The organism is Actinomycetospora sp. CA-084318 (assembly GCF_050955885.1).
GTDB lineage: Bacteria > Actinomycetota > Actinomycetes > Mycobacteriales > Pseudonocardiaceae > Actinomycetospora.
In genome coordinates this window covers 4,043,583-4,061,115 of record NZ_CP192098.1, presented here as the reverse complement: position 1 = coordinate 4,061,115, position 17,533 = coordinate 4,043,583, and the positions used below count along the sequence as shown (strand labels likewise).

Annotated in this window: 16 protein-coding genes; 11 read left to right on the top strand and 5 right to left on the bottom strand. The window is 74.0% G+C overall.

The window, feature by feature from the left end:
* Positions 1-10 precede the first annotated feature (10 nt).
* The 3 genes from ACQPYX_RS19865 (at position 11) to ACQPYX_RS19855 (ending at position 1,782) form a co-directional block, all read left to right on the top strand.
* Positions 11-304 carry a metal-sensitive transcriptional regulator gene (locus tag ACQPYX_RS19865; protein WP_018331607.1) on the top strand — a complete coding sequence of 98 codons (294 nt, stop codon included), beginning with the start codon at positions 11-13 and terminating at the stop codon, positions 302-304.
* A 316-nt stretch (positions 305-620) separates the two neighbouring features.
* Positions 621-989, top strand: a complete 369-nt coding sequence (locus tag ACQPYX_RS19860; protein ID WP_433799018.1) for a DUF3099 domain-containing protein — start codon at positions 621-623, stop codon at positions 987-989.
* Positions 990-1,056: 67 nt separating this feature from the next.
* Positions 1,057-1,782 (top strand): ANTAR domain-containing protein, encoded by a 726-nt coding sequence (locus ACQPYX_RS19855; RefSeq protein ID WP_433799017.1) that lies wholly within the window; start codon positions 1,057-1,059, stop codon positions 1,780-1,782.
* A gap of 7 nt (positions 1,783-1,789) precedes the next feature.
* Here ACQPYX_RS19855 and ACQPYX_RS19850 read toward each other — a convergent pair whose 3' ends face one another.
* Positions 1,790-2,125, bottom strand: a complete 336-nt coding sequence (locus tag ACQPYX_RS19850) for a hypothetical protein (protein WP_433799016.1) — start codon at positions 2,123-2,125, stop codon at positions 1,790-1,792.
* 189 nt (positions 2,126-2,314) lie between these two features.
* Here ACQPYX_RS19850 and ACQPYX_RS19845 point away from each other — a divergent pair, with 189 nt between their 5' ends.
* On the top strand, positions 2,315-2,620 hold the full coding sequence (locus ACQPYX_RS19845; protein ID WP_433799015.1) for a hypothetical protein: 306 nt from the start codon (positions 2,315-2,317) through the stop codon (positions 2,618-2,620).
* A 1-nt stretch (position 2,621) separates the two neighbouring features.
* On the opposite strand, the gene ACQPYX_RS19840 is transcribed toward ACQPYX_RS19845, so the two are convergent.
* Positions 2,622-3,809, bottom strand: coding sequence for an acetyl-CoA hydrolase/transferase C-terminal domain-containing protein (locus ACQPYX_RS19840; protein ID WP_433799014.1), 1,188 nt, complete (start codon positions 3,807-3,809; stop codon positions 2,622-2,624).
* 150 nt (positions 3,810-3,959) lie between these two features.
* Between ACQPYX_RS19840 and ACQPYX_RS19835 the strand changes: the two genes are divergently transcribed.
* The 3 genes from ACQPYX_RS19835 (at position 3,960) to ypfJ (ending at position 6,718) form a co-directional block, all read left to right on the top strand.
* A complete protein-coding gene (locus ACQPYX_RS19835; RefSeq protein WP_433799013.1) occupies positions 3,960-5,393 on the top strand; it encodes a DUF4185 domain-containing protein in 1,434 nt (477 codons plus the stop codon).
* A 120-nt stretch (positions 5,394-5,513) separates the two neighbouring features.
* Positions 5,514-5,636, top strand: coding sequence for a hypothetical protein (locus ACQPYX_RS19830; RefSeq protein ID WP_433799012.1), 123 nt, complete (start codon positions 5,514-5,516; stop codon positions 5,634-5,636).
* Positions 5,637-5,704: 68 nt separating this feature from the next.
* Positions 5,705-6,718: a KPN_02809 family neutral zinc metallopeptidase gene (gene ypfJ / locus ACQPYX_RS19825; RefSeq protein WP_433799011.1), complete on the top strand. Its 1,014-nt coding sequence runs from the start codon at positions 5,705-5,707 to the stop codon at positions 6,716-6,718.
* A gap of 185 nt (positions 6,719-6,903) precedes the next feature.
* On the opposite strand, the gene ACQPYX_RS19820 is transcribed toward ypfJ, so the two are convergent.
* Positions 6,904-8,379, bottom strand: coding sequence for a peptide MFS transporter (locus tag ACQPYX_RS19820; RefSeq protein WP_433803766.1), 1,476 nt, complete (start codon positions 8,377-8,379; stop codon positions 6,904-6,906).
* 204 nt (positions 8,380-8,583) lie between these two features.
* Here ACQPYX_RS19820 and ACQPYX_RS19815 point away from each other — a divergent pair, with 204 nt between their 5' ends.
* Positions 8,584-10,233, top strand: a complete 1,650-nt coding sequence (locus ACQPYX_RS19815) for an L-lactate permease (protein WP_433799010.1) — start codon at positions 8,584-8,586, stop codon at positions 10,231-10,233.
* On the opposite strand, the gene ACQPYX_RS19810 is transcribed toward ACQPYX_RS19815, so the two are convergent.
* Together ACQPYX_RS19810 and ACQPYX_RS19805 are read right to left on the bottom strand one after the other, a co-directional pair.
* Positions 10,191-12,491 (bottom strand): molybdopterin-dependent oxidoreductase, encoded by a 2,301-nt coding sequence (locus tag ACQPYX_RS19810; RefSeq protein WP_433799009.1) that lies wholly within the window; start codon positions 12,489-12,491, stop codon positions 10,191-10,193. The genes ACQPYX_RS19815 and ACQPYX_RS19810 overlap by 43 nt on opposite strands.
* Before the next feature lie 32 nt (positions 12,492-12,523).
* Positions 12,524-13,369 carry a hypothetical protein gene (locus tag ACQPYX_RS19805; protein ID WP_433799008.1) on the bottom strand — a complete coding sequence of 282 codons (846 nt, stop codon included), beginning with the start codon at positions 13,367-13,369 and terminating at the stop codon, positions 12,524-12,526.
* A gap of 162 nt (positions 13,370-13,531) precedes the next feature.
* On the opposite strand from ACQPYX_RS19805, the gene ACQPYX_RS19800 reads away from it, so the two are divergent.
* From ACQPYX_RS19800 to ACQPYX_RS19790, 3 genes are all read left to right on the top strand, one after another.
* A complete protein-coding gene (locus tag ACQPYX_RS19800) occupies positions 13,532-14,203 on the top strand; it encodes a hypothetical protein (protein WP_433799007.1) in 672 nt (223 codons plus the stop codon).
* A gap of 253 nt (positions 14,204-14,456) precedes the next feature.
* The gene (locus ACQPYX_RS19795; protein WP_433799006.1) at positions 14,457-16,340 is read left to right on the top strand and encodes an ArnT family glycosyltransferase; all 1,884 of its coding nucleotides are present in this window, start codon (positions 14,457-14,459) and stop codon (positions 16,338-16,340) included.
* 40 nt (positions 16,341-16,380) lie between these two features.
* Entirely contained in the window at positions 16,381-17,529 is a 1,149-nt protein-coding gene (locus tag ACQPYX_RS19790; RefSeq protein WP_433799005.1) for an alpha/beta hydrolase, read from the top strand.
* Positions 17,530-17,533: the final 4 nt, after the last annotated feature.

Below are 17,533 nucleotides of genomic sequence, written 5' to 3'. Positions count from 1 at the left end.
CATCGCACTCGTGAGCGAGCACCAGCACGGCTACTCCCCGCACAAGGACGCGCACCTGCGGCGCCTGAAGCGCGTCGAGGGTCAGGTCCGCGGCATCGCGCGCATGGTCGAGGAGGACAAGTACTGCATCGACGTCCTCACGCAGGTCAGCGCGGTCACCGGGGCGCTGCAGAACCTGGCGCTCGCGTTGCTCGAGGAGCACATGGGCTCCTGCGTCGTGGACGCCGCCAAGGCGGGGGACGCGGAGGCCAAGGAGAAGGTGGCCGAGGCCTCGGCCGCGATCGCGCGGCTCGTGCGTTCCTGACGACGGCGCGGGTCCCGGAGGCGGGAGACCCCGCCGCCCCGGGGGGAGGGGCGACGGGGTCGGTCCGGTCACCTCGGGGGGCAAGGGACCGGCGACGAGACTGTCCCATCTTCATCTAGTTGCGCGCAATGTGACCGAGCCCGCCGACGACGACGACCGGCCCACCCGGGCATGACCGAGGCCACGCCCCGCTGCGGCCTCGCCGCGGATGCTCCCCGGCTATCGCGACGTTGACCCTGATGCCGCTCCGACATCGTCCCGGGACCGGGACGCGAGGCGGCGGATCCGGGCAACGGCGCCCGGGGAGGAGGACGTCGTGGGACGTCGTCAGGCACCCGTACTCATCACCGACGCGGCGGTCTCGTTCGAGCAGGAGTTCGCCGCCCGTCGTCGTCGCTACTCGCTGATCATGGCCATGCGCATCCCCTGCCTCGTGCTCGCCGGCGTCCTCGGCATCGCGTTCGGCTGGACCTGGGTGGCGGTGGCGCTGATCGTGGCCTCGGTACCGCTGCCGTGGGTCGCCGTGCTCGTCGCCAACGACGCACCGCCGCGCAGGGCGGAGAAGCCGGCCCGCTTCCACGCCGACCACCGGCAGCACCAGCTGGAGGCCTCGACGCACGAGGTCATCGAGCCGACCGAGGTGCTCGGGGCACCGGTCGACGACGAGGACCGGCGCGCAGCCTGAGCCCGCGTCCGTCCGGGGTCGGGATCCGAGGTGATTCCTCCGACCCCGGACGGGTACCGGTGGACCCATGAGCGACGCGACCGACGACCGGCTCGTCATCGCCCTGCGCGGCGCCGCCACCGAGCTGCTCGGGCATCGGAGCATCCGGGACCTCGAGAACCTGCTGGGCCAGGTGATCGCGTCCGCCGTGGAGACGATCCCGGCGGTCGACGCGGGCAGCATCTCGATGGTCGAGCAGGGCCGCGTCGAGACCCGCCACCCCACCAGCGAGCTCATCGGGCAGCTCGACGACACCCAGAGCGAGCTCGGGGAGGGGCCGTGCCTGAGCGCGATCCTCGACCCGCCGGAGAGCGGGGTCGTCGTGGCCCAGGACCTCGCGGGCGACGACGCCCCGCGGTGGCCGCGGTTCTCCGAGGCCGTCGTCCGTGCCGGCTTCCGCGGCCTGCTCTCGGTCCAGCTCACCACGCAGGGCGGCGTGCGCGGCGCGCTACACCTCTACGCGGAGCGGCCGAACGCGTTCGACGAGCACTCCCGCACGCTCGCGGGCCTGTTCGGGGTGCAGGCCGCGGTCCTGCTCTACGGCGCCAACCAGGCCCACCACCTGCAGCGTGCGATCGACTCGCGTGACCTCATCGGCCGCGCGAAGGGCATCCTCGCCGAACGCTTCGCCATCGACGACGAGACGGCGTTCCAGATGCTGGTGAAGTCCTCGCAGGACACCAACCTCAAGCTCACCGCCGTGGCCCGGTGGGTCGCCGAGAGCGCATCCGCACGCCAGGTGAAGCCGTCCTGACGAGGAGTCAGCCCAGCGCCGCCACCCGGGAGCGGAGCTCCGCGGCGAGGTTCTCCACCCCGCCGAAGCGGCGGTCGACCACGAGCTGGCCCAGGCAGGACAGCAGCACGGCGGGCCACTCGACGAGGCCGAGGATTCCGGCGCCGAGGAAGAGTCCGTACATCAGCAGGCTCTCGGGCTCCGGGACGTGCGCCGCGATCCAGGCGCGCACGGCGGCGTCGTCGCCGCGGTCGAGCGCGGCCAGCAGGTCCGGGGCGTGCAGCGGGTCCCCGTGCTTCTCCGGCGGCAGCGCGGGCGCCGCCTCGGGACCCGTCGGGACGCTGGTTAGCACGCGGTCGGCCATGCGACCCGACGCTACCCGTCGTTCATCACCCTGTCGCCGGATCGCCGCGTGACGTCCCGATGACGGTCCACCGGGACGGTCACGCCCACCGTCGGTCGGGGGACACGCCGTCGGGAACCCGCGTCGACGACCGGGGGTGGTGGACGGCGGAGCGTGATCAGTAAGACTGCCTATGTGAGCGGTGAAGCAGTGGGCCCCGGTGAGACGGGGCAGATCGACCGGCTCCGGACGATCGCCTCGCAGGTCCTGGCCGAGGTCGAGACCTGGGTCGGCGGCGGGCTCGGCCACGACGTCGCGCTCGCCCTCGTGCAGAACGCCCTGCCCCTGGTCGAGGGCTCCCTCGACGCCCTCCCGCAGCTGCAGCGCCGGTCGCACGCGCAGGTCCTCACGGGCCTGCTCCTGCTCCTCGACGACCCGGTCGCGGGGGCGCTCGGGACCGGGATCGTCGAGGTCCTCCGGGACGACGTGCCGCAGGACCGCGTGCTCGCCGGCTAGGTCACCCCCAGAGCGCGCGCAGCGCTGCGCGCCGCTCCCCGCGGTCGAGCCCGCGCAGGTCGGCCACCCCGTGCTCGGTCACCACGACGTCGACGTCGTGGCTCGCGGTCGTCACGGGCCGCGAGAGCCGCTCGACCATCGTCGGCTGCCCGCGGTGGGTGGAGGCGAGGGCGATGACCGACAGGCCCCGGCGCGACCGCGTGGCGGCCGCGGCGTAGTCCGGGTGCCCGCCGATCCCGCCGACGATCGCCGACGCCGGACCCTCGACGTTGACCTGACCGTCCGGGTCGACCTCGACGGCGGTGTTCACCGCGACCAGCGGCGGGTCGGCGGCCAGCCGGTTCGGGTCGTGCGTCACCTCGACGCCGTGCAGCACCGGGCGGCCCGCACGCCCGTGCGCGTCGGCCCACCCGTAGAGGCGCGGGGTCCCGACGAGGTAGGTCGCCGTGGGGGTCGACGCGAGCAGGCCGGCCTCGTCGAGGTCGACCACCGGGTCGCCGAGGAGCCCGGAGTCGGCGTGGACCGGTCGTCCGCGCTCGAGGAGCCCGCGCACCACCGCCTGGCCGAGCTGCCCCGGGGCCCACTGGACCCGGGCGTCGTCGGGAAGGAGCCCGGCGACGAGTTCACCGATCCGCCGGTGCTCCGGGCTCGGCTCGGGGGCGACGGGCACGACCGCCGGCCCCGTCGAGGCGTGTCCGACGACGAACGTCCGGTCCTCGGGCAGGGGTGGGCCTGCCGCGGCACGGGGGAGCGCGTCGTCGAGGACCACCGCGAGCGGCACGCCCGCGTCGATCACCGCCCGGACCCAGGACACCTCGCTGCCCAGCACCGGCCCGGTGGGTCCCGGCGCCGCCGCCACCACGAGCAGGTCGGGGCGCAACGGCCCCGCGAGCAGCGCGGGCGTCGCGGAGAGCCGGGCCGGGACGGCGTGCACGTGTCCGGCCGAGACCCCCGCCCGCAGGCCCCAGCCCGGCATCACGGTGCGGGCGTCGGCGAACGCGGCGAGGTCCAGCCCGTCGACCGGGGCGGGCATCCACCCGAGGACCAGACGGACGTCACCGCGCTCGCGGGCGAGGTCGGAGAGGGCGGCGAAGGCCGCCTGCGGGGCGCCGCACCCGTCGGCGACGGCGATCCGCGCCCCCGGCCGGACCAGGGACGCGAGGGCTCGGGTGTCGATCTCCGCGCTCACGATCGGTACTCCTCGGACGGGTGGTCGGTGGCCGTGTGGTGATCATGCCGGACGGGTCGGCCGACCCCCGGGTGGTCATCGGGACACCTGTGGGTGACGGGGTGTTTCGCGACCCGGCCGCGCCCCGCCCGCTTCCTAGCGTTCGCCGCCATGGAGCACGCACGCCGGCGGCGGACCCTCGCCGCGCTGACCGCGGGTCTGGTCGCCCTCGTCGGGTTCACCGTGGGGACCGCGGCGGTCGCCGCGCCGGCGGAGACCGGGTCCTGGGCGGTGCAGCGCGCGGCCACGACGAAGATCGCCGACCTCATCGGCGCCGGGTCGATGAACGACACGGGCGCACGCTACGGGGTCGAGGGCACCGACCTCGGACACATGTTCATGGTCGGGCCGCGGATGGCCATGACCTTCGGCGACACCTTCGGGGCGCCGGCGGCGAAGGACTTCTTCTCGGTGGCGCACACCGACTGGCGCTCCAACGTCATCGCCTCGATCGACCCCCCGGCCTCCCCGGCGCAGGGGCTCGCGTTCAAGGGCATGATCACCGACCGCGACAAGCACGCCAAGGAACTGATCCCCTCGCAGAAGAAGAAGGGGATCGAGGAGACGGTGATCCCGACCTACGGCATCGCGACCGGGGCGAAGAACACCACCATGAACCTGCAGTACATGTCGGTGAAGAGCTTCGACGAGCCCGGGCACTGGCGCCTGACCGGCTCCGGGATCGTCACCTCCACCGACGGCGGCACCACCTGGAAGGACTCCGGCGCGCGCTGGCCCGCGGACTCGAAGTTCGGGCAGGTCGCCTACGTGCGCCCCGGCGGTCCCGACGACCCCGCGTCCCCCGTCGCCGCGGGCGTCGCGCCCGGATCCGAGATCTACGTCTACGGCATCCCCGGCGGTCGCTACGGCGACCTGTCGCTCGCGAAGGTCCCGGCCGACCGGCTGACCGACACGTCCGCCTACCGGTACTGGAACGGGACGACCTGGGTGGCCGGCGAGGCGAACGCGGTGGCCGTGATCAAGGGTCCGGTCGGCGAGCTCTCGGTCCGCTGGAACAGCTTCTACCAGCGGTGGATCATGATGTACCTGGTCGACGACACCGGCGAGATCGTGCTGCGGACCGCCACGGCCCCGACCGGCCCGTGGACCCCGGCGCAGGTCGTCACCACGACGAAGGACTTCCCCCAGGCCTACGCGCCGTACCTGACGCCGCGCTGGAACGACGGCCCCGACGTCTGGTTCACCATGTCGCAGTTCACCACCTACCGCGTCGAGCTGATGAAGACCCGGCTTGCGCCGCTGGCCGCCGGGGCCGCGTTGCCGGCCGCCGTGGTCCCGCAGTCCGGGCCCGCCCGGCAGGCCTCGCTCACCGCCCCCGCCTTCCGGACGCCGGGTCCTGCCGCGCCAGGGGCGACCACCTCGGCGCCGTCCCCCGCGACGACCCCGACGACCCCGACGACCCCGACGACCCCGACGAGCACCGCGGCTCCCGGTCCGGCAGCGGCGACGACGACCGCGCCGTCCACGATCGACACAGCGTCGCCGGAGCCCGAACCCGCTACGACATCGTCGCCCTCGGGTTGAGCCGACCGAGGGAACCTCGACCACTGACCGTCGCAACTTCCTGCCGTCCGCTCGAACACCCGTGCTAGTCCTCGTAGCGGGACTTACGGAACGGGGGGGACGACGGTGATCGAGTCGTGGATGGTGATCGCAGCGGGCGGAGGGTTCGTCGGCTTCTTCGTCGGGCGCTGGACGGCGGAGATCCGGCGGGCCCGGTACGACGGTCGGCGCCTGTGGGCGCAGCGCAAGAACTACCGGTTGTAGGCCCCGACTTCCCGTCGGACCGGTGATCGCGACAGGATCGTCGCGAACCGAGCACGCCGGAGGACGGGATGCGCTACGACGACGACGCCCAGCTCAACGCGTCCGAGGTCACCGACCAGCGGGGCCGCTCCGGCGGCTCCGGCGGGCTCGGCGGCCTCGGCGGCGGGGGAGGCGGCGGGGGCGGGCTGATCGGCCTGGTCCTCGGGCTGCTGCTGCGCGGCCGGGGTGGCAAGGCGAGCCTCGGGGTCATCGTCGTCGCCGTGATCGGCTTCCTCGCCGTGCAGTTCCTCGGCGGCGGCGCCGGCACGACGACGGGGGTGGCCGGCGGGTTCGGCGAGCCCGGCGGTCCGGCGCAGGTCGGCACGAACGACCTCGCGAGCGAGTGCCGCACGGGGGCCGACGCGAACTCCAAGCTGGACTGCGCGATCGTCGCCGACATCAACTCCATCCAGGGCTACTGGGCGGGCGGCGGGTACGCGCGGGCGGCGTCGGCGGTGCGCGGCGCGCAACCGACGTACGAGCGCGTCGACACGGTGTTCTTCACCGGCGGGGTGCGCACGGCGTGCGGGTCGGCCGACTCCAGCGCCGGGCCCTTCTACTGCCCGGGCGACAACCTCGTCTACATCGACCTCAGCTTCTACGACCAGCTGCAGCAGCAGTTCGGGGCGCAGGGCGGGCCGCTGGTCAACGCCTACGTCCTCGCCCACGAGTACGGCCACCACGTCCAGGCGCAGCTCGGCACCGAGGCGAAGGTCCGCTCCCGGCAGGGCGCGACGTCGGACTCGGTGCGCCTCGAGCTGCAGGCCGACTGCTACGCGGGGGTGTGGATGAACCACGCGACCCAGCCGGTCGGCGGTCGGCCCGGGCTGATCCAGGACATCACCCCGGCCGACCTGAACTCCGCCGTCGACGCCGCGCAGCGGATCGGGGACGACTACATCCAGGGCAAGCTCGGCGGCGGGACGGTCAATCCCGACACCTTCACCCACGGCTCGTCCGACCAGCGCAAGCGCTGGCTGACCACCGGGTACCAGTCGGGCGACCCGACGCGCTGCGACACGTTCGCGACGAACGCGCTGTGACCTCCGGCCCGCCCGGCCCGCGAGGGTGACGCCAGGCATCCTCCGCGGGCCGGTGGCCTGCGTGGTGTCACCCTCGCGCGGGGAGCGCCGGGTCCGGCGTTCGCGAGGGCGACGCCAGGCATCGTCGCGAATCCCGCGTCCTGCCTGCCGTCACCCTCGCGGAGCTCGCCGGGCAGAGGGCAGCGTCAGCGCACCCCGCGCATCGCGCGGCGCACCCACGGCGCCAGGGCGAGCAGGACGCCGCCGAGCACGAGGGCCGCGATGCCGATGACGGAGAAGTACGTGCCCTCCGTCGACGGGTCGTAGTAGCCGGCCATGGTGCCCGCGAGGGTCGAGCCGAGGGAGACCGAGAGGTAGAACAGCGCCACCGACTGCGAGCGGAACGCCTCCGGCCCGATGCGGGTGGACAGCGAGAGCCCGACCGGCGACAGGTTCATCTCGGCCAGCGCGAACACCAGCATGATCAGCACGATCGCCAGCACCGGCGTGGTGTTGCCGGTGCCGCCGGCCCAGGGCAGGAAGAGCAGGAACGCCACGCCCATGCCGCCCGCGCCGATCGCGAACTTCACCGGGGTCGACGGCGCCCGCTCGCCCAGCTTCGTCCACAGCACGGCGAACAACGGCGCCAGGATGATCACGAAGAACGGCTCGAGCGAGTTCACCCACGCGATCGGCATCTCCCAGCCGCCCAACATCCGGTCGAGGCGCTGGTCGGTGTAGAGGGTGACCACCGTGAACTGCTGCTGGAACAGCGACCAGAAGACCACGCTCGCGAGCCACATCGGGATGAACGAACGCACACGCGACCGCTCGTCGGCGGTCACCTTCGGGCTCGTCAGCAGCAGCGTGAACAACGCGATCGCGATCACCGCCACCACGATCGCCACCGCGGTGGACAGGTTCTCCGCGGTCAGCACGCCGAGCACGAACAGCAGCACGACGACGACCACCGCAGCCACGACGATCCCGATCGGACGCTGCCAGGCGCCCGGCGTCAGGGGCGTGGGCACCACGTTCGCGGAGGCAGGGAGGTTCTTGCGGCCGGTGACGTAGATACCGAGACCGAGCGCCATGCCGATTGCGGCGAGGCCGAAGGCCCAGTGGAAGCTGACCTCCTGCTGCACCAGTCCGGTCAGCAGCGGCCCGACCAGCGCGCCGATGTTGACGCCCATGTAGAAGATCGAGAACCCGGCGTCCGCCCGCGGGTCGTCGCGCCGGTACAGCGAGCCGACCACGGCCGTGGCGGAGGTCTTCACGCCGCCGGAGCCGAGCGCCACCAGGATCAGGCCGACGACGACGCCGGGCAGGCCCGGGATCAGCGCCAGCGCGACGTGGCCGAGCATCACCGTGCACGCGGAGAAGAACAGCGTCCGCTCCGCGCCGAGCACCCGGTCGGCGATCCACGCGCCGCCGACGCAGGCCAGGTACACCATCCCGCCGTAGGCGCCGATGATGCTCGTGGCCGCTTGTTCAGGCAGGCCGAGTCCGCCCTCGGCGACCTGGGTGTAGAGGTAGTAGGCCATGACGGCCTGCATGCCGTAGAAGCTGAACCGCTCCCACAGCTCGACGGAGAACAGGTTCGCCAGCGCGAGCGGATGGCCGAAGAAGCGTCGGTCGCCGGAGAAGTCCTGGCCGGGATCGGGTGTGTCGGCCGTCGTCACCGCTCCGTCAGCGGGATCGACCGCCTTCGGGTCGTCGGGGTTACCAGGGGTCGTGGTCACGAACCGACACTGTGACAAACCTGAGAGGTCCGCACCAGTAGGTGACCAACATTCCGTCACGTGAATTCCGCGTGGAGTGTTCGGTCCCGAACGGGGTACTACGCGTGGCAACTCGGATACCTCGCCGACGAGGAGCAATCGCCCATGTACGTACAGCAGTACGCCCCGGTGCTCGGCTCCCTGGCCTGGAGCTCGCTGGTCGCCGCCCTCCCGCTCCTGGTCCTGTTCGTGCTGCTCGGCGGGCTGCGCGTCCGGGCCTGGCTGGCCTCGATCGTCGCCCTGGTGATCTCGTTGCTCGTCGCTGTGCTCGTCTACGCGATGCCGGTCGGCCAGGCCCTGCTCGCCGGCACCGAGGGTGCGGTGTTCGGGTTCTTCCCGATCCTCTGGATCGTCATCAACGCGCTGTGGATCTACCGGATGACCGTGCGCACCGGGCACTTCGACGTGCTGCGGCGCTCGTTCTCCTCGGTCTCCGACGACCAGCGCGTGCAGGCGATCATCATCGCGTTCGCCTTCGGGGCGCTGCTCGAGGCCCTCGCCGGCTTCGGCGCCCCGGTGGCCATCTGCACCGTCATGCTCATGGCGGTCAACTTCCCGCCGCTCAAGGCCGCCGTGGTGGCCCTCGTCGCGAACACCGCCCCCGTCGCCTTCGGGGCGATCGCGGTGCCGATCACGACCCTCGCCCAGGTGACCGGCCTCCCCGAGGACGTCCTGGGCGCCGTCGTCGGTCGGCAGACCCCCGTGCTCGCGATCTTCGTGCCGTTCGTCCTCGTGGCCCTGGTCGACGGGATGCGCGGCCTGCGCGAGACGTGGGGCGTCGCCCTCGTGGGCGGCGTCGTCTTCGCCGTCGCGCAGTTCCTGACGTCGAACTTCCTGTCGGTCCCGCTGACCGACATCGTGGCCTCGCTGCTCTGCGCGGGCGCCGTCGTCCTCGCGGTCCGGGCCCGTCGCGGCTCGGCCGACCGGGTCCCGGTGGCGGCCGGGGGAGGGGACGTTCCCGACGGTCCCGCCGCCGGGTCGGCGCCGGTCCCCGAGCGCGACACGACCCGGGACTCGACCCGCGACACCGTCCTGGCCTACCTGCCCTACGTGATCATCATCGCGCTGTTCTCGATCCAGCAGATCCCGCCCATCAAGGCTGCGCTGGACGCGACGACGGTCAAGTTCCGGTGGCCGGGGCTGGACGTGCGCTCGCCGTCGGGCAGCCAGGTGTCCTCGACGAGCTTCACGCTGAACTGGCTGGCCTCGGCGGGCTCGATCCTGCTCATCGCGGGCCTGATCACGATGCTCGTGCTGCGGGTCGCCCCGCGGACGGCCGTGAGCTCCTACGGCCAGACGCTCACCGAGCTGCGCACCGCGATCGTCACGGTGATGGCGGTCCTCGCCCTCGCCTACGTCATGAACCTGTCCGGGCAGACGATCACGATCGGCCAGTGGCTCGCCGCGACGGGCGGGTTCTTCGCCGTCCTCTCGCCGGTGCTGGGGTGGCTCGGCGTCGCCGTGACCGGGTCGGACACGTCGTCGAACTCGCTGTTCGGTGCCCTGCAGGTGGCCGCCGCCGAACGGAGCGGCCTCGACCCGGTCCTGCTCGCCGCCGCCAACACCTCGGGCGGCGTGCTCGGCAAGATGATCTCGCCGCAGAACCTGGCCATCGCTGCCTCCGCGGTCGGCATGGCCGGGCGGGAGGGCGAGATCTTCCGGCGGGTCCTGCCCTGGAGCCTGGTCTTCCTCGTCGGGATGGCGGCGCTGGTCTACCTGCAGTCCACGCCGGTGCTGGGCTGGATGCTGCCCTGACCGGCCGCTCGGCGGACGTCGGTGAACGCCGTGACGGCCGGAGCGTCGAGCACCTTCTCGACCTCCACCAGCACCGTCTGCGCCACCGGTGCCTGTCCCAGCCGCGAGGACCCGGAGTCGGCGGTGACCACGTTCGGCGTCCCGTGCTTGTCGGGCGTCCCCGGCACGGCGGGATCGGCGGGGTCGTACCAGGCGCCGGTGGCGATCGACAGGACACCGGGCACGAGGTCGTCGGTCACCCGGGCGCCGGCGTGGAAGGCGCCGCGGGCGTTCCACACCCGCACGGTGTCGCCGTCGGCGATCCCGCGCGCCGCCGCGTCGGCCCGCGCGATCCGCAGCGGCTCGCGCCCGTCGATCTTCGTCGCCCGGCTCCCCGACGACGGATCGAGCTGGCTGTGCAGCCGGGCGGCGGGCTGGTGGGAGAGGAGGTGCAGGGCCCCCGGAGCGGCGTTGCCGAGCCACTCGTCGGGCTCGGACCACGTCGGGTGTCCCGGCTGGTCGTCGTACCTGAATCCCGCGACCGTCGGCGACGTGATCTGGATGCGCCCGGACGGGGTGTCCAGCGGGTGGGCTTCGGGGTCGGCGCGGAAGGCGGCGAACAGCGGTGGCGCCGCCGGTGCGGGGAAGTCGCACCGGCCGGTGGTCCAGAACTCGTCGAAGTCGACCGGGGCGTAACCCTCGGCCCGGGCCCGGTCGGCGGCGACGTCGTAGAGGTGGCGTAGCCAGCCCATCTCGTCGCGGCCCTCGTGGTATGCGGCGCCGAACCCCTGCCGGTCGGCCAGCTCCGCGAACACGTCGAGGTCGTTGCGGGCCTGCGCGTACGGGGGCAGCACCCGGTACATCGCCCGCCACTCCGGGGCGAACTCGGTGGCCAGCACGTCGTTGCGCTCGAGCGTGGTGGTGGCCGGGAGCACGATGTCGGCGAGCCGGGCGGGCGGGTTCCAGAACTGCTCGTGCACCACGACGGTCTCGAGGCGCCGCCACCCGGTGAGCAGCCGGTTGAGGTTGGCGTTGTGGTGGAACGGGTTGCCGCCCGCGGAGTACACGAGGCGCACGTCGGGCAGGGTCATCCGGCCGCCCGCGTAGTCCAGCTCCTCGCCGGGGTGCAGCAGCAGGTCGGCGAAGCGCCCGACGGGGACCGCGACGTCCACGGGGTTGTGGCCCAGCGGCAGCGTGGGCCGCGGGACCGGCACGGTGCGCGGGAGGACGTTGCCGCGGATGCTGCCGAACCCGAGACCGAACCCCTGCCCGGGCAACCCGATCCCGCCGAGCATCGCCGCGAGCACCACCGTCATCCACGGCGGCTGCTCGCCGTGCTGGGCGCGCTGCACCGACCAGCTCGTGGTGACCAGCGTCCGGTGGGCCGCCATCCGCCGGGCGAGGTCGCGGATCCGGTCGGCCGGGACGCCGGTGACGCCCGCGGCCCAGCTAGCGTCGTGCCCCGCGAGGGCGCGCTCGAACGTCTCGTACCCGTCGCAGTACCGGGCGAGGAACGCCCGGTCGACCGACCCGTCGTCGTGCAGGGTGTGCGCGAGCCCGAGCATGAGCGCGACGTCGGTGCCCGGCCGGACCGGGATCCACTCCGGGTCGACGGCGGCCGTGAGGTCGTCCCGCGCGGGGCTGACGTTGACGAACCGGACCCCCGCGGCGTGCGCCCGGTCGAACCAGTCGGCCCCGGAGTGCCCGAGCGCCCCGCCCGGGTCGACCGCACTGTTCTTGAGGTGTGCTCCGCCGAACATCACGACCAGCTCGGTGTGCTCGACCACCTCCGGCCAGGTGGGCGTCAGGTTCGGCACGTCGGCGCGCCCGAGCACGTGCGGGAGCACCGCCAGCGCGGCACCGAAGCTGTGGTTGCCGACCTTGTCGACGTAGCCGCAGTCGAGCGCGAGGAACCGCTTGAGCGTGCTCGGGGCGTGGTGGAGCCGCCCGGCGCTCGCCCAGCCGTAGCAGCCGCCGTAGACCGCCTCGTCGCCGTGCTCGGACCGCACGCGGGTCAGCTCGTCGGCCACCAGCTCCAGGGCGGTGTCCCAGTCCACCGGCACGAACGCCTCGGCGCCGCGGTGCTCGCGGTCCCGCCGGCGCAACCACCCCTCGCGCACGTGCGGCCGGTCGATCCGCAGCGGGGAGTGCACCAGCTCCGGCAGGCCGTCGACGAGCGCCGACGGGTGCGGGTCGGTCGGGTCCCCGTGCACCCCGGTGACGCGCCCGGCCTCGGTGTCGACGTCGTAGACGCCCCAGTGGGACGCGGTCCTGCTCATGGCCGGGACCGTAACCCGGGGGTCCGACGGTGTCAGGGCTCGCCGACGCGGTGCAGGGCGAGGACCCCGTCCGCGGCCCCCGTCTGCGTCCAGGTGCCCGAGGCCGCCGTCCAGGTGCGCCCGTCGTAGGTCACGCGGTCGACGGCGAGGCGCGTCGAGTGCCCGACCAGCCACGACGCGATCGCCCACCCGTTCTCCGCGCTCTGCGGCCCGGACAGGCGGGCGCTGCCGAGCTCGTCACGGGCGAGGCTCGCGACGGCGTCCGCCGGGGGCTCCGACAGGTCGAGGTCGGTGCAGGTCAGGCCGCCCGGGTTCTGGCCGAGGAAGGCCACCGCGAGGGTGCGCGCCTCGGGTTCGTGGTCGGCGTAGGCCTCGGGGAACCCGCTGCGCTGCACCCGCTGCGCGGCCTCGGTGACGTCCATGCCGGCCCAGCCCGGGGTCGCGAGCAGCGCGTCGTAGAACTTCGTCGACGACGTCACGGTGTCGAGCAGCTGGGGCACCGTGCCCCAGCCCTGGGACGGCCGCTGCTGGAACAGACCCACCGAGTCCCGGTCGCCGCCGCGCAGGTTCGCGAGGGTCGACTCCTGGATGGCGGTGGCGAGCGCGATCGTGATCGCCCGGTCCGGGGCGCCGAGCTTGCGCCCGACCGCCGCGATCGTGGCCGCGTTGTCCATCTGCTCGGGCGACCCGCTCCAGCTCGACCGCAGGCCGGGGGAGTTCGGCGGCGCGGTCACGGTGCAGGTCGGTCGCGCCGCCGGACCGTTCTGCGCCACCACGATCACCAGCACCACGAGCGCGAGGAGCACCGCGGTGCCCAGGGCCGCCGGCACGAGCCAGCGCGGCCGTTCCTGCGAGAACTGCGCCACATCGACCAGCATCCCATCCACGCCGGTTTCGTCCGGGTGACGCCCGGGAAGAATGTCTTGGTGACCAAGACATCGGATGCCGTCCGCGCCATTGCGGTGCTGGTGACGGCCATTGCCCAGTTCGTCCTCGGATCCATCGGCGGGTCGGGTGCCCTCGGGCGGCCGATAGGAGAGGTGTCCGCCTCGCTCGAGACCCCGATCGTCCCCGCGGGCGGGGCCTTCGCCATCTGGGGCCTCATCTACCTCGGCGTCCTCGTGCTGGCGATCCGCCAGGTGCTGCCCTCGCAGTGGGCCCGCCCGGTCCACCGCGCCACCGGCTGGTGGCTCGTGGGCGCCGCGATCGCCAACATGGCGTGGATCGTGCTGTTCTCCCAGCCGCTGCCCGGCTGGGCGGAGGTCGTGATCATCGCGCTCCTCGTCAGCCTCGCCGTCGTCCTCGCGCGCCTCGCCACCTTCCCGACGACCGGGGCCGACTTCTGGCTCCTCGCCGTGCCGGTCGCGTTCTACGCCGGCTGGGTCAGCGTCGCGACCGTCGTCGGGACGGCCGCCACCGGCGTGTGGGCCGGCCTGCCCGGGACCGGCGGCGTCGCGATCGTGCTCGGCGTGGTGATGCTCGTCGTCACCGGCCTGATCGCGGCCGCGGTGGCGACGGCGGGCCCGGCCCCGGTGGCGTACGCGGCCTCGGTGCTCTGGGCGCTCGGCGGCATCGTCGTGGCCGGGCGGCCGGTGGCGGTGGTGATCGCCGCGCTCGTGGCGGCCGTCATCGTGATCGCCGCCGTGGTGCGCCGCCTCGCCGTCGGTGGCACGTCCCGCGCGCGCGAGCGTCGACCGTCGCGGGTGGCCTGACCCTCCGGCCACGAGCGTGATCGCGACGCGCCGAGCGATATGCTCGCTCAGCGAGCAGATTGCTCGGCGCATCCCGATCGTGAGCCGCGCCCGGCCGCCCGCGCCCGGCCGCCCGCGGTGACGATGGCGCGCTGCTCCCGCCGGACGCGTGCAGCGGGACATCGTCGACCAGCACGGCCGTCCGCCTTGCGCACAGGCGCCGCACAGGGACCGCCCAGCGGACGGCGAGGAACCGGGGTGATCGTCAGCGCCCGTGACCGCCACCCTCGCGCGCCCGGCCGAGCCCACCCGTCGTCGGGAACGGACCTGGTTCCGACCCGCCTTCGCGGGCCTGCTCGTCCTCACCGCGCTGATCGACCTCTGGGACCTCGGCGCCCAGGGCGACGCCAACCCGTTCTACGCGGCGGCCGTGCAGGCCTCGACGCGCAACCCCGTCGCGTGGTTGTTCGCGGCGGTCGACGCGCCCGGGTTCATCACGGTCGACAAGCCGCCGGCCGACAACTGGTGGATGGGGCTCTGGGCGAACCTGTTCGGGTTCTCGCCCTGGTCGATGCTGATCCCGCAGGCGCTGCTCGGGATCGGGTCGGTGGCGCTGCTCGTGCTCGCCGTGCGCCGGTGGAGCGGGGACGTGGCGGCGATCGGGGCGGGCGCCGTGCTCGCGGTGACGCCGGTCGTCGTGATCATGTCCCGCTTCGACGACCCCGACCCGATGCTGACGTTCCTGCTGGTCGCCGCCGCCTACACGCTGGTCCGCGCGGTCGACGCGGGCACCCGCGCCGCCACCGCGTGGATGGTCGCGACCGGTCTGCTGATCGGGCTCGGGTTCCTGGCCAAGATGGGCGTCGCGCTGCTGGTGCTCCCCGCGTTCACCGTGGTGGTCCTGGTCGCGGCGTCCGGATCGTGGGCGCGGCGGGTGGGGCAGCTCCTGCTCGGCGGGGTCGGGATCGTGGTGGGCGCCGGGTGGTTCCTCGCGCTCGTCGCGCTCTGGCCGGCCTCGCAGCGGCCCTGGATCGGGGGGTCGGACGACGACTCGCTGCTGCAGCTCGCCGTCGGCTACAACGGGCTGTCCCGCCTGCAGGGCCACGGGGGCGGCGGCCGTCCGGGCGGCTTCGGCGGTGGTGACGCGGCCGGCCTGTCGCGGTTGTTCGGCGGCCAGTTCGCCGGTCAGATCGCCTGGTTGCTCCCCGCCGCGCTCGTGGCGCTCGTGGCGCTGCTCTGGGTGACCCGCGCGGCCCCGCGCACCGACCGGCTGCGCGCCGCGACCCTGCTCTGGGGCGGCTGGCTGCTCGTCAGCGGGGCGGTCTTCTCGTTCATGGCCGGGACCGTGCACTCGTACTACACGATCGTCATGGCGCCGGCCGTCGCGGCGCTCGTCGCGATCGGCGCCCACGTGGGGTGGCAGCGACGGGAGACGACCGGCGCACGGGTGCTGCTCGCGGTCGGCGTGCTGCTCACCGCCGCGTGGTCGTTCGTCCTGCTCGACCGCGCGCCGACGTTCGTCCCCTGGGTGCGCTGGCTCGTGCTGGTCGCGGGTCTGGTCGCGGCGGTGGTGCTGCTCCTCCCGACCGGGCTCGCCCGCCGGGGTGGCGTGGTGGCCGCCGTGACGCTCGGCCTGGTGGGTGCCCTCGGCGGGACGACGGCGTGGGCGGTCGACACGGTCGTCAAGCCGCACACCAGCGCCGACTCCCCGGGCCCGACGGTCCACGACGCGCGCAGCGACCGCGCCGCGGCGGCCCGACACGGGGCGCCGGGCGGCGGCGCCGGCTTCGGCGGCCGCACCGACCCGCAGGTGGCGGCCCTGCTGCGCACCGCGACGACCCAGTGGTCCGCCGCGACCCCGACGACGATGGCGGCCTCGAGCCTCGAACTCGCCAGCGGTACCTCGGTGATGGGCCTCGGCGGCTTCTCCGGCAACGACCCGACGCCGACGCTCGCCGCCTTCGAGTCCGACGTCGACCACGGCCTGATCCGGTACTACGTCGTCCCCACGGCGCTCGAGCACGGCGACGTCTCGCGGCAGGGCGGCTTCGGCCGGGGCAAGGCGATCGCGCCGATCCAGCAGTGGGTGACGTCCCACTACGCGGGCCGGCAGGTCGGCGGCGAGACCGTCTACGACCTGACGGGGTCGCGACACTGATCACCCGCACCGGCCGGGGCCGACGGGCGAAGATCGCAGCGTGACGATCGCCCGTGTCGCCCTCGGCCTGGTCGGGGTCGCGGCCGCCCTGGCCCTCGCCGTCGTCGTGGTGGGCACCTTCCTGCCGCGGCTGCCGGTGCTCGGGTTCCTGGGGTCGTTCGTCTCCGGCCAGTACCCGCTGCACGCGGCCCTGGGGGCGGTCACGACGACGGCGGTCGGGCTCGGGCTGCTCGCACTCGGAGCGCCCCGCCTCGGCGGGGTCGTGACGACGGTGGGCGCGCTCGCCGTCGTCGGGACCCTCGTCGTCCTCGCCACCCAGGCGGCGTCGGCCCGGGCGGCCGGGGTGCGGATCGACTGGGCACTGGCGCTCACCGCGGTCGACCAGCGCGGCGCCCCGCCCGACCTCACCGTCGAGTACCGCCCGGGACTCGACCTCGCCGTGCACCTGCCGCCGGGGCCCGGCCCGCACCCGGTGCTGGTGTGGGTGCACGGCGGCAGCTGGGTCCGCGGCACCGCGGCCGACCGGGCGCGGGCGAACCGCTGGTACGCCGACCAGGGGGTCGCCGTCGTCGCCGTGCGGTACCGCCTACCCGGTGACCCGCCGTGGCCCGGCGCGACCCTCGGCGAGGCGCAGCGCGGCGACGTCGCCGCGGCCCTGGCCTGGGTCCGCGGCCCCGGGGCGGCGCACGGGCTCGACCCGGAGGCGGTGGTCCTCGGCGGCCAGTCCGCCGGCGCCACGCTCGCCCTCACGACGACGGCGGCCCTGGCCGGGGTGCCGCGCGCGTCCCTGCCGGGCGGCGCCACCACGCCCCCGCCGCGCGCGACCGTGGCGTTCTACCCCGTGGTCGACATGACACAGATCGCGCCGGGCCTGCAGGACGCGGTGTTCGGCGGGCCCGCCTCGGCGCGCCCCGCCCTCACCCGCGCCGCGTCACCCGGCGACCTCGTCGACCCGCGCCTCCCGCCGACGCTGCTGGTGCTCGGGAGGGCCGACAACTTCATCCGCGCCGACCTCGTGCGCGGGTACGACGCCGAGCTCCGCGCCGCCGGGGTCCCCGGACGACTGGTCCAGGTGCCCTACGCCGACCACGTCTTCGATCACCCGTACGGCTCACCCGGCGCCCAGATCACGCGGCCGGCGGTCCTCGACTTCGTCCGCGAGCGGATCTCCGACCCGTCCGGCCGCTGACGCC